The sequence below is a fragment of the Limnothrix sp. FACHB-1083 genome (assembly GCF_014696485.1).
Classification (GTDB): Bacteria; Cyanobacteriota; Cyanobacteriia; order CACIAM-69d; family CACIAM-69d; genus CACIAM-69d.
The window spans coordinates 20648-35621 of the sequence record NZ_JACJQD010000005.1 but is presented as its reverse complement, the minus strand read 5'-3'; the positions used below and the strand labels follow the sequence as shown (position 1 = coordinate 35621).

Below are 14974 nucleotides of genomic sequence, written 5' to 3'. Positions count from 1 at the left end.
AACCAGAATTCATTAACCAGAATTGAGCAGAATCAAGATCCAGCAGGATTAATCAGCATGAACCAGAATTAAGCAGGATTGATTAAGACCAATGACCGATGAGGAGTCCAAAGAGGAGTTCAAAGAGGAGTCCAGCGGGGTGATGATGGGCAACTCACCCATAACTGCCATCGTAATTGCCATCGTAATTGCCATGACCGGCAACCGCGATTATGGGCGATCAAACAAAAAACAATCGATCGCTCCCCACTGATCCGCCAGTCCGCCGCAATTTCGGTTGATAATGGCAAGCGGTGTTCCATCGCCATCCACCGGTCGTGCGCCCAGCCACCGACTTGTTTAACGCGGCGATCGCCCACACGCGATGCCCAGTGCAACCACCAACGGAGACCGATCGATCCTATGACCCGGATTGAAACCAAAACCGAACCGATGGTCGTGAACATGGGCCCCCATCACCCGTCCATGCACGGCGTGTTGCGGCTCATCGTCACCCTCGACGGCGAAAACGTCATCGACTGCGAACCCGTCATTGGCTATCTCCATCGCGGCATGGAGAAAATCGCCGAAAACCGCACCAACATCATGTTCGTGCCCTACGTCAGTCGGTGGGACTACGCCGCCGGGATGTTCAACGAAGCAATCACGGTTAACGCTCCCGAAAAGCTCGCCGGCATTGAAGTGCCCCGCCGCGCCAGCTACATCCGCATGATCATGCTGGAGCTGAACCGAATCGCCAACCACCTGCTGTGGCTTGGCCCCTTCCTGGCCGATGTGGGTGCGCAAACCCCCTTCTTCTACATCTTCCGCGAACGGGAGATGATCTATGACCTGTGGGAAGCCGCCACTGGCGCACGCCTGATTAACAACAACTATTTCCGCATGGGCGGCGTGGCCGCTGACTTGCCCTACGGTTGGATCGACAAGTGCCGCGACTTCTGCAACTACTTCGCGCCCAAAATCGACGAATACGAAAAACTGATCACCAATAACCCGATTTTCCGCCGCCGCGTGGAAGGCATTGGCACGATCAGCCGCGAAGAAGCAATCAACTGGGGTCTCTCGGGCCCCATGCTGCGTGGTTCGGGCGTGAAGTGGGACTTGCGGAAAGTTGACCACTACGAGTGTTACGACGAACTGGACTGGGATGTGCAGTGGGAAACCGGCGGCGACTGCTTCGCTCGCTACCTGGTGCGGGTGCGGGAAATGCGCGAGTCGAACAAGATGCTCTTGCAAGCGCTGGATCAGATCCCGGGCGGCCCCTACGAAAACCTGGAAGCCCAACGGATGCTGGGCGGGCCAAAGTCCGAATGGAACGGCTTTGATTATCAATTCATTGGCAAGAAGCTGGCTCCCACGTTCAAAATTCCCAAGGGCGAACATTATGTGCGCCTCGAAAGCGGCAAGGGCGAACTGGGTGTGTTCATCGTGGGTGATGACAATGTGTTCCCCTGGCGCTTCAAGATCAAGGCTCCGGACTTCACCAATTTGCAAATCCTGCCGCACTTGCTGAAGGGCGTGAAGGTGGCGGACATCATGGCGATTCTGGGCAGCATCGACGTGATTATGGGATCGGTCGATCGCTAAATTTGCCAACCAATTTGCATTCCAATTGAATTCCAATTAAATTCTGAGCGAGGTCGTCCTTTGAGATGATCTCGCTTTTTTAATGGCCTTTTTCAATGGCTTTAATAGCTTGATTGGTGCTACCACAGGCCGGGGATTGGCTCAGAAGAACCTCGACCCAGAACGGTGAGCGATCGAATTTCAAATTCGTATTGGGTGCGATCGGCTCCGGGGCCAGTGCTGCGCCGCAACGTCCCCACGGTACTGTAAGACCGATCGAGGCTCCAGGCTTGATCCTCAAGTCGGGCACTTTCCCAACGAATGGTGCGATCGACCTGACCGCCCGGGCGCAAGGTCAGTTGTTCAACGCCCGTACACCGCAAATTGCTAAGGGCTAGCCATTGAGACCCCGCTCGCAATCCGGCGGGCCCTTGGCAGCGATTGCAATCTCGCTGGTCACCGGGCTGGGCGCTGCTGGGAAAAGGACAGGCCATGCGGGTACAGCCGATCGCCCCTTGTGGATTCGGGCTGGGTTGCAAACGGCCCTGCACTTCAATGAGTCGATCGACCCACCGTTGCGGATTGGCTAACAGATCCGCGATCGGGACAAGCTCCACTCGCCGTTCCTTGACCTGAATCGGTTGTTTGGTTGAATCCGGCAGCACAGCCCGATCGCCCGCCAGGGCCACGCCGCCGGTACAGAGCAGCACGGAGAGCAAGGCGGCCCGCCCAAGGAAATGTTTGAACAAGGCTGGATCCTGGAACATCAATCTGGTTTCTAAGCAATCTGGTTTCTAAGCAATCTGGTTTCTGAATCCTGTTTCAAGGGCGATCTCAACCCAAGGAATCGGCCCTTGGCCGAGGCTGCGATCGCCCTAGGGGGCTAGCCGTCAAACATGGTGGCAATCAGGTCTGCAAACCGCTCAAACACCACATTTCGCCGCACTTTCATGGTTTGGGTCAACAGACCATTTTCGATCGACAGGGGTTCCGCCAAAAAACGAAAGGTGCTGATCCGTTCCTCGGCTTTGTAGCCGGGGCGATTTTTCACTTCCCGTGCCAACTCATCTCGAATCAAGGCCTGTACCCGATCGCTTTGGAGATCTACCGAATCAAGCCCCTGTTCTGCGGCCCAAGCGGCGATCGCCTCCTGGTTGGGCACAATCAAAGCCCCGAGCGTCTTTTGGTCTTGACCCACCAACACAACTTGGCTGATGTAGGGACTGCGAATGCAGGCATCCTCGATCGGCTGGGGTTCAATATTTTCCCCATTGGTCAGGACGATCGTGTCCTTAGCCCGCCCGGTGATGGTGATGTCCCCGATCGGCGACAGCCAACCCAAATCTCCCGTATCAAACCAGCCTTCCGAGTCGATCGCCTTCGCCGTTGCCTCCGGTTTGCCAAAGTAACCCGCCATAATCTGTGGGCCCCGGGCCACAATTAGGCCTTTGTCGCCCACCGGGAGCGGCTGGCGGGTTTCAAGATCAACCGCTCGCAGCTCCGTGGCCGGCAGCGGCAGCCCAGAAGTTCCCCGCAAATTTCGCCAGTTGCGCCGCACCGTCAGCACCGGGGAAGTCTCCGTCAGGCCATAGCCCACCAGCACATTCACCCCCACAATTTCAAAGAACATTTCCAGGTGGGTTGCCAAGGAACCGCCGCCACTGATGGCATATTGCAGCTCGCCCCCGGTGGCCTGCCGAATTTTTTGATACACCAGTCGATCGCCCAAGCGGTGCAGCGGCCAATGGGCGATCGCCCGTGCCCCCGCCAACAATTTTTCCAAACCCGCCGCCGGTTTCGATCGCAACTCCAGCCCTTGCCAGCGGCGCTTGGCCCGCACGTAGCGCTCACTGAACCCCAAAAAGGTTTGGGCAATTTTTTGGGTACTGGCCGGTTGGGATTGGAATTGCTTTTGCACCCCTTCATAAATTGACTCCCAAAGACGCGGCACCGCCATCATGTATTGAGGCCGATGGGTTTTCAGATCGGCCTTGAGCTGGCGAATGTTGGTGTAAACCAAAACGCAACCTTGACAGAGCAAGTAATAGTCCCCGATGCGGCCAAAGGAGTGCCAGGTGGGCAGCAGGGTCAACACCCGATCGCCCGCTTGAGGAGCCACCACCGTCCGGAATGCACTGAGCTGATAGAGATAGTTCCCATGGGACAACATCACCCCTTTCGGTTGCCCCGTGGTTCCGGAGGTATAGATCAGCGTGGCTAGGGTTTTTGGATCCTGTTGGGGCGGTTGCCAGGGGTGAGTTTTCAGGCGATCGCGTCCCCGCTCCAGCAACGCCAAAAAATTCAAAAGCAAGATATCATCCCTGATCGCGCCTGATCGCACCGGCTCCTCATCCGACAACAACACGATCGCCACCAAAGGCAAATCTCCCAGGCGATCGGCTAACCGATTCAACGTCTTTTGATTCTCAACAATCAAGAGCCGCGCCTCACTGTCCGCCAGGATGTAGCGCAACTCCTCCGTTTCCGCCAAAGAACTCCGCACCGCATTGGCAAACCCTGCCGCCATCGTGCCCTGATCCGCCACAAACCACCGAGCACTATTGTCCGCAAACAGCGCAACCCGAGGCGGCACAACCAATCCCGCCTCCTCCCGCGCACTGGCATCCTCAGGACTCAGCAGCGTTTGCAGTCCCGCCGCAAACGTTTGCAGATATTCCAGCAGTTCCGCAAAATTTAGCTCCAGCGCTGGTGACGAGTGGCGATCGCGCAGGGCCGGCAACGTGCCAAAGCGTTGGGCCGCCCGCACCCACACCTGAGTCAAATTTTGTGCGCCCGAATAGTCCACGGCACGGCCCATCTGGGCCCGATCCTGGGGAAATAGCTCCGATTCGGCAAAGGCAGAAGCAATCATGGCAAAGGGGTGCTAAAACAGGCGATCAACAAAGCAACACAACCCTATCGGGTCATTTGCCGCTTCAGCAACTCTCCCCGGGCGATCAGGTCAATAAGAAAGAGCGTGAGTCCCATTATTCCTGATGCCTTGTTGCCCAGGTATTGTCTTTAAGATCATAAGGATCATACTTACTGAGCCAGCTCCCAGCAATCATGCTTATTGAAGATGGTGATATGATAGCGCCTAGTTTTTGACTAATCTTCAGAGTCGAGCAGTACCCTATGGCAGTCTATGAAACCGAGAATTGCATTATTGGAATCGACATCTCCTGGTCAGAGGGATTGTGGTATTGGGTCAGAGGGTGGGTTGTAGGAAAGGACAGTGCAGTTCATGAAATAAACCTAACTATGCCTCAGGCTGAGATTCATGAATTTTCCTGGCATAGTCGCAAGGACATCGCAAGCTCGTTGAAGCAGTATTCTCCACCTGAAAATTGTGGCTTCACTGCCTGTTTTAAGAAAAACCAGCCAGAGCGGTTCCAGCTTCAGTTAAAGAGTGATCGTGGCAACTATATTTGGCAAGTCCCTTACAGCCTAGACAAACCCAACCATAGAGACGAACTCCAGCCTCAAGAAGGAGAGCAAAATCTCTTTGACCAGTTTGTAAAAATTGTCAATGACAACCATTTAGATGTTCTAGAAATTGGTTCTCGGATTGTTTCACCAGGATCTCAAAGTCAGCGAATTCATTTTCAACAAGCAAAATCATATACAGGCTTTGATTACTACAAAGATGAAAATACAGACGTTGTTGGAGATGCTCACCGACTCGCAAGCTATTTTGGTGATCGAAAATTTGATGCCATTTTCTCAGGATCAGTTTTCGAACACTTGGCAATGCCTTGGCGGGTTGCGTTAGAGATTAACCGCCTACTGAAACCCGGTGGTATTACTTTCCATGCAACTCACCCAGCATGGCCTATCCATGAGATGCCATGGGATTTCTGGCGATTCTCTAGTGAAGGAATGAAAGCCCTTTTCTCTGAGGCAGTTGGCTTTAGAGTCCTCTCATGCTCTATGACTTCACCAGTACGAATGTATATGGAGAATCCACTAGAGTGCCTAGACCTCCCTCTGCACAGGGGTTATGCTGGTGTTGCAATTTTGGCACAAAAAATTCGAGATTTTGATGAAAATGTTTTTTGCTGGAATGCACCACTGACGGACGTAGTTGGCGAAAGTAGCCACTACCCTGAACCTCAGAAAAATCAGTCCACTAACCAGTCACAAGCCACAAGCCACAAGCCTGTAATCTTCTAGCTTGATCGAGCTGCATAACTCATTTTTGCTAATGAATGTTATGACTGTTCTAAAACTCACCGTAATCAGACTGAATGAAGAAATCTTCACGATTTCGAACTATGCACGCTTTAAGTGATATACACTGAGCGTGTCGACTGCTGACCTACACTTAAGACTTCTTTCATGAAATATAGTCTCAGCCAGTTCACAGATGTTGTACCCGACTCAGAGCGCCCTCCGCTCGATCGCGTCGTTGCCCCTCCTAATTTGACTCCTGACCAAGAATATTGGCGCAAATATGGCTACCTCATCATTGAAAATCTCATTCCTCACGATCTGATTGATCGATATTGTGAGCGCTTCACTCAAGAAATTCTAGGAGTCAACAAAATCGGCTACTTCAGTCCTACTCCTTACTTGGAAGTAGATGAGATCAAAGATCTTTGCTTGTATCCACCTCTATTACATAAGCTTCAGGAATTAATTGGCTATGAGATGGCCATGCACCTGAACTTGACCAACTGGAAGTCAACTGAGCGAAATTGGCATCAAGATGACTATTTAAATCCTGTAGGAGTCAATGCTCACTATGCAGGAGTTTGGTTTGCGCTCGATTACATCCATCCAGATGCCGGGCCTTTTGAGTTTGTGCCCGGTTCTCATCGCTGGGAAGTTTGTCGTAGAGAAAGAATTCTAGCAGCGCTGCCGCCTGATCTACGGGATGATCCAGCTTGGCCTTCCCATTCTGAAAAAATTCTCACTCCTCTTTACGAGGAAGAAATACCCCGCAAGGGCATTAAACCTGTGACTTGGTGTGGGAAAAAAGGAGATGTTCTGATCTGGCATGGATGGCTGTTACATCGCGGAAGCTATCCAAAAGACTCGGAAATTCTTCGCCCAACTATTATTACGCATTACTCTAGCATCCAGCATCGGCCAGACATGCCCTACACTGCCGAGCACAAGTATCATGACCAGCCAGGGAAATATTTCGTGTTTGAGCGCCCTTCTGAAGCAGAGTTAACAGCAGAGCGAACAAAATCTAGAGAAATGGAGAGAATGTTCGGAAAGTCATCATGTTGACAGCGTTTTGAATTACTACTCAATTTGGGTTTCTGTGCTCGACTGTATCCAGACCATTTCAACATTAGTAAATCCTTTTGCTGCGTCTTAATCATGATGACTCAAGTGGGGTTAACCTCAAGAAAATTAAGTCCGTTTAGAGTGGATCTAGGCTGCGGCAGTTGCAAACGGGAAGGAACGATTGGGGTTGATATCACTCGACAACCAGGTGTTGATTATGTTCTTAACTTAACCGTTGACAGCATTCCTCTTCCTGACAGTAGCGTTAACTACGTCTATTCATCACATTTTCTTCAAAATATTCAAGATGATGACTGGACTAGACATCTCTTTCCTGAAATTAGTCGCATCTGCATTTCAGGTGCACAATTAGAGATCTGGACTCCATACAACTGGTCTAATTCCGCATCCTTAATTGGGCATCGACAATATATCAACGAGGATCACTACCTACACCTCTGCGTTGCTCATTACTCATTTTGGGAAGCGACGCTCAAGGCGCGTTGGTTGTTGCGGGAAATTTGCTATGTGATTCCAACCGATGTGTTGGTTGATTTGCATCGTCATGGCGTGTCTTTAGATTTTGCGCTGCGCTATTTCAAAGGCATTGTTCAGGAAATCGGGGTTTTTATCGAAGTGCAGCACGACTATGATGGGCCGCCGGTTGAGCCAAAGCGGACTTTTGCCATCACCCGCGATTCTGAGCACTACCCTGTGAAACCCGATCGGGGCCCGGCGGAGTGGTCGGATGTGGAAGCGGCCATTCATGCTTTTCGGGGTTAGGCGCTGGATTGACCCCTAGGCATGGTGGTGCGGCCGATTGCCAATTGCAGGTTAATGGGCCATTTTCCGGATGTTCGAGTTCAGTCCATGGCCAAATGTATTGAATTGAGAACTTCCTAATCCAATTCTGTGCTGACTGTTGCGATTCCGACCTATAACGGGGCCGATCGCCTGCCGATCGTTCTGGAGGCGTTGTTGGCCCAGGTGGAAACCCAGGCGATCGACTGGGAAATTTGGGTGATTGACAACAATAGCGACGATCGCACCCGGGAGGTGGTGGCTGCCTTCCAAGCTCGATCGCCTCGAATTCATTGGGATCAAGAGCCACAACAGGGCGCGGCCTTTGCCCGGCAGCGGGCGATCGCGCGATCGGGTGCGGCTTGGGTGGCTTTTTTGGATGATGACACCGTGCCGGATCCCGATTGGGTGGCTCGGGTGTGGCAGTTTGCCCAGGGTGATTGGGTCGATCGAAACCTGGTGGGGGCTTTTGGGGGGCGCATCCTGCCGGTTTTGGAGGGGCCGGAGCCGGTGGGATTTGCACGGATTCGATCGCTCTTTGCCATTGTCGATCGGGGCGATCGGCCGTTTGTGTATGAGCCAGGGCGCGGCCTGTTGCCGCCTTCGGCGGGGTTGGTGGTGCGTCGGGCCGCTTGGCTGGCGGCCGTGCCACCTCGGTTAATTTTGGGCGGGCGAACGGGAGACACCTGGCTCACTTCCGAAGATCTGGAAGCGCTGGTCTATCTCCAACGAGCGGGCTACTCTGTGGCCTATTGCCCCGCCTTGCGCCTCAGTCACCGGCTGCCGGTAACTCGCTTCACGGCCGATTATCTCCGCTCCTTTGCTCAGGGAATTGGCTGGAGTCGCTATGTGGTGCGGCTGTTGCGGGTGGATCGATCGCGCCGATTCCTGATCCTGTGGTTCTATGGTTTGTCGGATTTGCGTCGGTTGTTGAGCTGGTGGCTGCAACATCCGGGGGGTTGGCGATCGCAAGATCCGGTGTTGGTTTGCGAGCGATCGCTCCTGATCAGCACCCTAACCAGTCCTTGGGTGATGGGTCGCTGGTTTCGCGATCGAGAGCAACGGGGCGATCGCCAAGTCATTGCCCGTGCGGCCCAACGGGCGGCCGGCTCGTCGCAGCCCTTGACTCCCCAAATTGCGATCGCGATTCCGATTTACAACGGAGCCGATCGACTGCCTGCCCTGTTTGATCGGCTCCAAGCTCTGGAGATTCCGCCCGGTTTGCGGTGGGAAATTTGGGCGATCGACAACAACAGCAGTGACGGTACGATCGCCCAACTGCGCCAAATTCAACAAACTTGGAACCGCTGCCCTTTACATATCAGCCAAGAACCACGCCAGGGAGCCGCCTTTGCCCGACAACGGGCCGTGCGGTTGACGGTGGCCCCTTGGGTGGCCTTTTTGGATGATGACAACTGGCCGGAACCGGACTGGCTACGGGAGGCGATCGCCTTTGCGGAGGCTCATCCTCAGGTCGGGGCCTTTGGGGGCAAGGTCTTGGGAGCCTACGCGATCGACCCGCCGCCGGCCCTGCGTGACTTGGAAGGCTATTTAGCCATTCGTAGCTATCCTGAGTTTGCTGATCGCCCCGGCCCCTTCCTGGCTCAGCAGTTGCGTCTCCCGCCCGCTGCGGCGTTGATTGTCAATCGAGCTGCTTGGTTAGCCACTGTGCCCCCGGAACCCCAATTAAGCGGGAAATTAGCCGGCCGCTTCGTGCAGGGGGATGATTATGAACCCTTGCTGTATCTGGCGCGGGCGGGCTGGGAAATTTGGTTTGCACCCCGCCTAAAAACCCATCACCAAATTCCCGCTTGGCGACTCGATCTCGCCTATCTCATTCGCCTGGCGCGGGCCTGTGGGTTGGCTACGTTTGCCCTCAAACGGATCATTACCCCCCCGATCGCCTGGCCCGGGTTGGCGCTGCGAATTATGGTTGCCAATGGCTACAAATCGCTGAAGTTGCGATCCTTGCGCCAAGATGCCGATCCCTCGATCGCGCTGACTGCCACGGTGCGCCAAGCTTTTTTCTGGGGTTGCGCCCTCAGTCCCTTGGCGCAATTCCGCTTGCCTGGGGGGCGGAAGCCCAAGATCTAGGTGCGATCGACTGGGAGCGATCGACTAGGAGCGATCGATCAGAGAGCGAGGAGAGGGCTGCGAGTCATTAGGCTGCGAGTTATTAGAATCCTGAGAATCCTGGCTTTCGCGATCTTGCTGATCCACCGCATCAGGACGCGACTTGATCGGGGAGTCCATCTCATCAGACTCAGAGGATGAACTGGGGCGATCGGTTGGAGTTGGCGTAGATTCAGGAACCTCAGTCCCAGCGGGGTCACTCCCCGATCGTTCAACCCCTTGCTGACGAGCCTTATAGAAGGTTTCCAGACTGTTGCGATCGCCCACAAAGCGCCAATGCCAAGGTTCATAGGACACCCCTTGACGATTGCCCTCCGGAAACGACAACTCAAAATTAAACCGAGCCGCATGATCCGCCAGCCAGCGAAAAGCTCTCGTTCGTTCAAAGTTCTGATTCAAATTGGTTGAAGGCGCATTGGCATCCCCAATATCCACCGCATAGCCCGTGTGGTGTTCGCTATAGCCGGGGGGCGCACTCACCTCAGCCCGCTTGGTAGCCGCTTGGTTGCGGGCAGCCTTGATGTTAAAAAACACGGACTGTTGTTGTTCCACGGAGCGAAACGCCGACAGCACCACCAAATTCACCCCATCCGCCCGAGCCGCAGCGGCCATGGAGCGATAGGCCCGAGCTGCCGATCGCCGCAATCGCATCTGGCCATCGTTACTAATGGGGCTAAGTTCCGATTGGGGTGCTTCTTCGTAGGGCAAATGGCCCAACAGGGAGTTGGGATCCGGCGTAGGGCTGGCGGGAGCCGTGGGGCTGGGGGTGCTACCGATCATTTGGTCTAAGCGTGCTTGCCAGGCATTGGGCAACTGCCGCACTGACCAAAGGTAGGCAAAACCGCCCGCCGCGATCGCCCCAAGACCCAACAATCCCCCCAAAATACCCAGCCAGGGCCGCCCCTGGGGCCGCGCCGGCCCATTCACCGCCTGTTGATTCGCATCGCGTACCGCTTCCGGCACTTCGGCACTGCCCATCACCGTCAGCAAGCCAGCTTCCAACTCTGAAGCGCGATCGGGGCGCGAGCGTTTTGACACTTGGGGGCCAACTCCCGCCGCCGAGGAAGGCTTGGCAGTTTGGTTCGATTCAGCCTTCTCAGCCCTATCCGAAGCATCCATACTGAACCACTGGGGCGCGTGCTAGACGATTGCAGCAAAAACTACGCCCCCATTCTAGGGATATTCATCCGCGCCATGGGCCCAAGACCAAAAAATCAGCCCTTATTTAACCGTCAGCCGGAAGTTGAACCGCAACCATAAGGGACTGATTGTTCAGGATCCCAGCGCGAGCACCGGAGTTTCGGAATTCGGATCAGGCTATTTCTGGGTGTTTGCTCTGTGTGCTAGCTTGAGGCGCTTAGAGGATGTTTGAAAAGTATCTTTTGGCCTGTGCCAAACACCAATAGTTGTGGGGGCAAGGGGCTTAAGCCCCTTGTCTACGTCGATCGCTGGAGCGGACAGAGTAGCAATTTTGGCTTTTCAGAGATCCTCTTATGGGTGGATGAGCAGGCTATTTCTTTAGATTGAGTTAATTCTGCTAATTGAATAATGTTAATTTGCGAATTGCCCATTGGGTTAATGCTAATTTGGGGATTGCTAATTTTGTGAATTTCGAATTGGCGAGTACCAAGCTGGCTAGTATGAATTGAGTGCCCTCACGGGGTGATCATGGCCCACCTAATCACTGATTCATGGCATCTGTGATGAGACGTAGCCATGGTTTCAGGGAAAGGCTGCAATTGGGTGAATACTCAAGGAATTGGGTTAGTGCCAATTCAATTCAATTCAATTCAATTAACGCCAATTCGATTAACATTCATTTAATCCGTGATTTCTGAGGAAAATGCTAGAAAATTTCCAGGTTTTTGAACAAGATTTATCAGCGGAAGCCCTGGCTGACTATCGCCAAGCCTCTGCCCTGGCGATCGATACGGAAACCATGGGCCTTAAACCCTGGCGCGATCGCCTCTGTTTGGTACAGATTTGTAATCCGGCGGGGCAAGTGGCCGTGGTGCGAATTGCCCGAGGGCAGACTGGTGCACCAAACCTGAAGCAGCTTTTGGAGAATGAGGCGATCGAGAAGGTTTTCCACTTTGCCCGTTTTGATGTGGCCATGTTGCAATACCACCTGGAGATTGCCACGAACCCCATTTTTTGCACCAAAATTGCTAGTAAATTAGCCCGCACCTACAGCCCCAAACATGGCCTCAAAGACCTGATTAATGAACTGGAAGGGGTGGAGTTGGATAAACGCCAGCAGAGTTCCGATTGGGGAAATGCGGTGAATTTATCGGTGGCGCAATTGGAATATGCTTCCAATGATGTGCGCTATTTGCTCAGTGCTCGACAGAAACTAATGGCAATGTTGCAGCGTGAAGAACGTTGGGAGTTGGCCCAACAATGCTTTGTGGCTCTTCAAACGATCGTGCAACTCGATTTGCTGCAATACGAGAATATTTTCGAGCATTAAAGGCTGCGGTTGTTGCCCCTCATTTCTGCAAGCTAGGAGCGCTTAAATCAGGTTCAAGATTTCCTGGGCTGCCCGATCGGTTGCGCCGTCGCCCCCGAGCCGATCGCGCATGGCTTGGTAGTCCTGCTGAAGCTGGGCGGCCCGATCGGGTTGCAGCAGGGCGATCGCCTCTTGGGCAATTCGATCGGGGCTGGCCTGTTCCTGCATCAATTCCGGGACGATCGCCTGTTCGGCCACCAAATTGGGCGGCGACATGAATGTAATTGAAAACTTCAGCAGATGACGGGCGATCCAAGCGGTGATTGGACTCACTTTGTAAATCACCACCTGTGGCACTTTCAACAGCGCCAACTCCAAATTCACCGTGCCAGATTTGGTCAAGGCTAAGTCGGCGGCGGCCATGGCCAGCAAGCTATCACCGACAATTTCCGCCTGGAGACCAAATTCAGCGATCGCCTGTTCAATGGCGGGTCGGTAAGCGGGCAGAGAAACCGGAATCAAAAACCGAGCCTTGGGGTGATGATCCTGCACTTGGCGAGCGGCCGCAAAAAGGCTGGGCATCAAGAGTTTTAGCTCTTGGCGACGGGAAGCCGGCAGCAACACCACCGCCAATTCATCGGCGCTCAGTCCCCAATGTTGGCGGGCGGTAGCCCGATCGGGGGCTTGGGCCAAGCGATCGATCAACGGATGCCCAATCCACTTCACGGCGGCTCCGTAGCGCTGATAGTAGGTGGCTTCCTGGGGAAAAATCGCCAGAATCACATCCGTCAGCCCCACCACCTGCGTGGTGTTGCGATCGCCCAAAGACCACACCCACTCTTGGGGCGCAATGTAGTAAGCGGTGGGCACTTGGGGCAATTGGCGCTTAAAGAAATGGCCCATGGTCAAATTGGGGCCAATGTAGTCAATAAAAACGGCCACATCGGGCGGTTGCTGGCGGAGGGTGGCCTTGGTTTGCCATTGGAGCTTCAGGGTCGGAATGACGAAGGGCAGAGCTTCCCAAAGGCCGATCGAACCGATCGCACTCGTATCAAAAATCAGCCGGGCTCCCGCTGCCGCCATGCGCGGCCCCCCGAGCGCCGTAATTTCCAAAACCTGGCCCCGAGCCGCTGCCGCCCGCTGTAAGGCCTGGATCAACAGGGCCCCCTGCAAGTCCCCGGACACTTCCCCCGTGCTCAGAAAAATCCGCAAAGGGCGATCGGGCGTTCCCAATTTAGTCATGGCTGTTGCGGTGGGGTTTGCGGCCGGTCATCGGGCCCCGCCGTCCCGCCTTAGACTGCTGCAAAAACCGAATCAAGTGTTGCAACGCTTCGCAGGAGGGCAGCAGCATTAGCTCCTCAAGGGCTTGCTCCAGCGTGGCCTCAGAACGATACAAAATCCGAAAGGCTTTGTTCAGGGTTTGGGTGGTCAGGCCGTTGTCTAGCTCGTCATAGCCGGCCCGCTTCAGCCCCACACGGTTCAAGGTGCGCACCCGGCCGGGGCTGCCCTCCACCAACATAAACGGCGGCACGTCCCGATCGATCCGGCTCATGCCGCCGACCATGGCCAACCGGCCAATCTTGACAAATTGATGAACCCCCAACACGCCGCCAATGGTGGCCCGCGACTCGATCGTCACATGGCCCGCCAAGGCCACCCCATTGGCAATCACCACCCCATCTTCAATGAGGCAGTTGTGGGCCACGTGGCTGTAGGCCATCAACAGGTTTCCGTCCCCCACTTGGGTCACTTCCCCTTCGTGGGTGGCGCGGTTGATGGTCACGTATTCGCGAATTTTGTTGTCGTTGCCAATGATCGTTTGGCTGAGGGCCCCTTGATATTTGCGATCTTGAGGCTCTGTGCCGATCGCGGCTCCTGCAAAAATTTGGTTTCGTTCCCCCAAGGTGGTGTAACCGTCAAGGATCACATGGGGGCCAATCTGAGTTTCGGCCCCGATCGAAACGGCGGGGCCAATGACGGCATAGGGGCCGACTGTCACCGTGGGATGGAGTTCTGCGTCGGGATGAACGATCGCCGTCGGATGAATCGCTGCTTTCATGGGATCGGTGCGATCGCGCTGCCCTGACACACTAATACGTTTAGCCAATGCTGAAAAGTCTAGTTCGTCAACTAGTCCGCTAGTCCACCAGGGAGAACATCAACTCGCCTTCACAGGCCAGTTGCCCTTCCACTTCCGCCCGGCCGTGCATTTTGCCGAAGCGTTTTTGCTTCACCCAAAGCAGTTCGACGGTCATGATCAGTTGATCGCCGGGAACCACGGGCCGACGGAAGCGCACCTTGTCAATGCCCCCAAACATGAACAAACCTTGACCGGGGTTGTCTTGCATTTGGGTGAGCACCACGCCGCCCACCTGAGCCATGGCTTCCACGATCAGCACCCCTGGCATGATCGGGCGATTGGGAAAGTGGCCTTGGAAGTGGGGTTCATTGAAGGTGACATTTTTTAGCCCCACGGCCCGCTTACCGGGAACATAGTCGATGATTCGATCGACCAAGGCGAAGGGGTAGCGGTGGGGAAGCAGCCGGTGAATGTCTTCAACGGTGAAGGTGGTGGGCCCAACGGGGCGATCGGCCTGATCCGTTGTGGTTGTGTCCTGGGTCTGGGCGGTGACAACGGGTTCTGGAGCAGAAACAGTGGACATAGGACTTTGCAACCTAAACAACGGGCCAGTGGGCGATCGAGCGGGCAAAACCACGGATGGTCACGAACTCCTGTGAGGGATGGGCGTGCCTATCCGCTGCTGGGCAATTGGATGGGTGTTGACT

Annotated in this window: 13 protein-coding genes; 7 read left to right on the top strand and 6 right to left on the bottom strand. The window is 54.6% G+C overall.

Features of this window, described 5'->3' with window-relative positions; all coding sequences use genetic code 11:
* The first annotated feature begins 91 nt into the window (after positions 1-91).
* Complete coding sequence (locus H6F46_RS07975; RefSeq protein WP_190354504.1) at positions 92-253, top strand: hypothetical protein; 162 nt, start codon at positions 92-94, stop codon at positions 251-253.
* A gap of 149 nt (positions 254-402) precedes the next feature.
* A complete protein-coding gene (locus H6F46_RS07970) occupies positions 403-1587 on the top strand; it encodes an NAD(P)H-quinone oxidoreductase subunit H (RefSeq protein WP_099533504.1) in 1185 nt (394 codons plus the stop codon).
* A 119-nt stretch (positions 1588-1706) separates the two neighbouring features.
* On the opposite strand, the gene H6F46_RS07965 is transcribed toward H6F46_RS07970, so the two are convergent.
* Complete coding sequence (locus H6F46_RS07965) at positions 1707-2333, bottom strand: hypothetical protein (RefSeq protein ID WP_190354505.1); 627 nt, start codon at positions 2331-2333, stop codon at positions 1707-1709.
* 116 nt (positions 2334-2449) lie between these two features.
* Positions 2450-4438 carry a long-chain fatty acid--CoA ligase gene (locus H6F46_RS07960; protein WP_190354506.1) on the bottom strand — a complete coding sequence of 663 codons (1989 nt, stop codon included), beginning with the start codon at positions 4436-4438 and terminating at the stop codon, positions 2450-2452.
* Positions 4439-4701: 263 nt separating this feature from the next.
* Here H6F46_RS07960 and H6F46_RS07955 point away from each other — a divergent pair, with 263 nt between their 5' ends.
* The 4 genes from H6F46_RS07955 (at position 4702) to hpsE (ending at position 9699) form a co-directional block, all read left to right on the top strand.
* Entirely contained in the window at positions 4702-5739 is a 1038-nt protein-coding gene (locus tag H6F46_RS07955) for a methyltransferase domain-containing protein (protein ID WP_190354507.1), read from the top strand.
* A 165-nt stretch (positions 5740-5904) separates the two neighbouring features.
* Positions 5905-6804: a phytanoyl-CoA dioxygenase family protein gene (locus tag H6F46_RS07950; RefSeq protein ID WP_190354508.1), complete on the top strand. Its 900-nt coding sequence runs from the start codon at positions 5905-5907 to the stop codon at positions 6802-6804.
* Positions 6805-6897: 93 nt separating this feature from the next.
* A complete protein-coding gene (locus H6F46_RS07945; protein ID WP_143473030.1) occupies positions 6898-7587 on the top strand; it encodes a hypothetical protein in 690 nt (229 codons plus the stop codon).
* Between the two features lie 129 nt (positions 7588-7716).
* On the top strand, positions 7717-9699 hold the full coding sequence (hpsE, locus tag H6F46_RS07940; protein WP_190354509.1) for a hormogonium polysaccharide biosynthesis glycosyltransferase HpsE: 1983 nt from the start codon (positions 7717-7719) through the stop codon (positions 9697-9699).
* Between the two features lie 24 nt (positions 9700-9723).
* Here the strand turns inward: hpsE and H6F46_RS07935 are convergent, their stop codons facing one another.
* Complete coding sequence (locus tag H6F46_RS07935) at positions 9724-10857, bottom strand: D-alanyl-D-alanine carboxypeptidase family protein (RefSeq protein ID WP_242027848.1); 1134 nt, start codon at positions 10855-10857, stop codon at positions 9724-9726.
* Positions 10858-11581: 724 nt separating this feature from the next.
* On the opposite strand from H6F46_RS07935, the gene H6F46_RS07930 reads away from it, so the two are divergent.
* Positions 11582-12208, top strand: a complete 627-nt coding sequence (locus H6F46_RS07930; protein ID WP_190354510.1) for a ribonuclease D — start codon at positions 11582-11584, stop codon at positions 12206-12208.
* Positions 12209-12250: 42 nt separating this feature from the next.
* Here H6F46_RS07930 and lpxB read toward each other — a convergent pair whose 3' ends face one another.
* From lpxB to fabZ, 3 genes are all read right to left on the bottom strand, one after another.
* On the bottom strand, positions 12251-13429 hold the full coding sequence (gene lpxB / locus H6F46_RS07925; protein WP_190354511.1) for a lipid-A-disaccharide synthase: 1179 nt from the start codon (positions 13427-13429) through the stop codon (positions 12251-12253).
* On the bottom strand, positions 13422-14246 hold the full coding sequence (gene lpxA / locus H6F46_RS07920) for an acyl-ACP--UDP-N-acetylglucosamine O-acyltransferase (RefSeq protein WP_190354547.1): 825 nt from the start codon (positions 14244-14246) through the stop codon (positions 13422-13424). Before lpxA ends, lpxB begins: the two co-directional genes overlap by 8 nt.
* Before the next feature lie 79 nt (positions 14247-14325).
* Entirely contained in the window at positions 14326-14850 is a 525-nt protein-coding gene (gene fabZ, locus H6F46_RS07915; RefSeq protein ID WP_099533514.1) for a 3-hydroxyacyl-ACP dehydratase FabZ, read from the bottom strand.
* Positions 14851-14974: the final 124 nt, after the last annotated feature.

Bases quoted from the DNA above. Each gene is read 5' to 3' on its own strand.
- H6F46_RS07975 (WP_190354504.1), top strand. From the start codon at position 92: ATGACCGATGAGGAGTCCAAAGAGGAGTTCAAAGAGGAGTCCAGCGGG.
- H6F46_RS07970 (WP_099533504.1), top strand. From the start codon at position 403: ATGACCCGGATTGAAACCAAAACCGAACCGATGGTCGTGAACATGGGC.
- H6F46_RS07965 (WP_190354505.1), bottom strand. From the start codon at position 2,333: ATGTTCCAGGATCCAGCCTTGTTCAAACATTTCCTTGGGCGGGCCGCC.
- H6F46_RS07960 (WP_190354506.1), bottom strand. From the start codon at position 4,438: ATGATTGCTTCTGCCTTTGCCGAATCGGAGCTATTTCCCCAGGATCGG.
- H6F46_RS07955 (WP_190354507.1), top strand. From the start codon at position 4,702: ATGGCAGTCTATGAAACCGAGAATTGCATTATTGGAATCGACATCTCC.
- H6F46_RS07950 (WP_190354508.1), top strand. From the start codon at position 5,905: ATGAAATATAGTCTCAGCCAGTTCACAGATGTTGTACCCGACTCAGAG.
- H6F46_RS07945 (WP_143473030.1), top strand. From the start codon at position 6,898: ATGATGACTCAAGTGGGGTTAACCTCAAGAAAATTAAGTCCGTTTAGA.
- H6F46_RS07935 (WP_242027848.1), bottom strand. From the start codon at position 10,857: ATGGATGCTTCGGATAGGGCTGAGAAGGCTGAATCGAACCAAACTGCC.
- H6F46_RS07930 (WP_190354510.1), top strand. From the start codon at position 11,582: ATGCTAGAAAATTTCCAGGTTTTTGAACAAGATTTATCAGCGGAAGCC.
- lpxB (WP_190354511.1), bottom strand. From the start codon at position 13,429: ATGACTAAATTGGGAACGCCCGATCGCCCTTTGCGGATTTTTCTGAGC.
- lpxA (WP_190354547.1), bottom strand. From the start codon at position 14,246: ATGAAAGCAGCGATTCATCCGACGGCGATCGTTCATCCCGACGCAGAA.
- fabZ (WP_099533514.1), bottom strand. From the start codon at position 14,850: ATGTCCACTGTTTCTGCTCCAGAACCCGTTGTCACCGCCCAGACCCAG.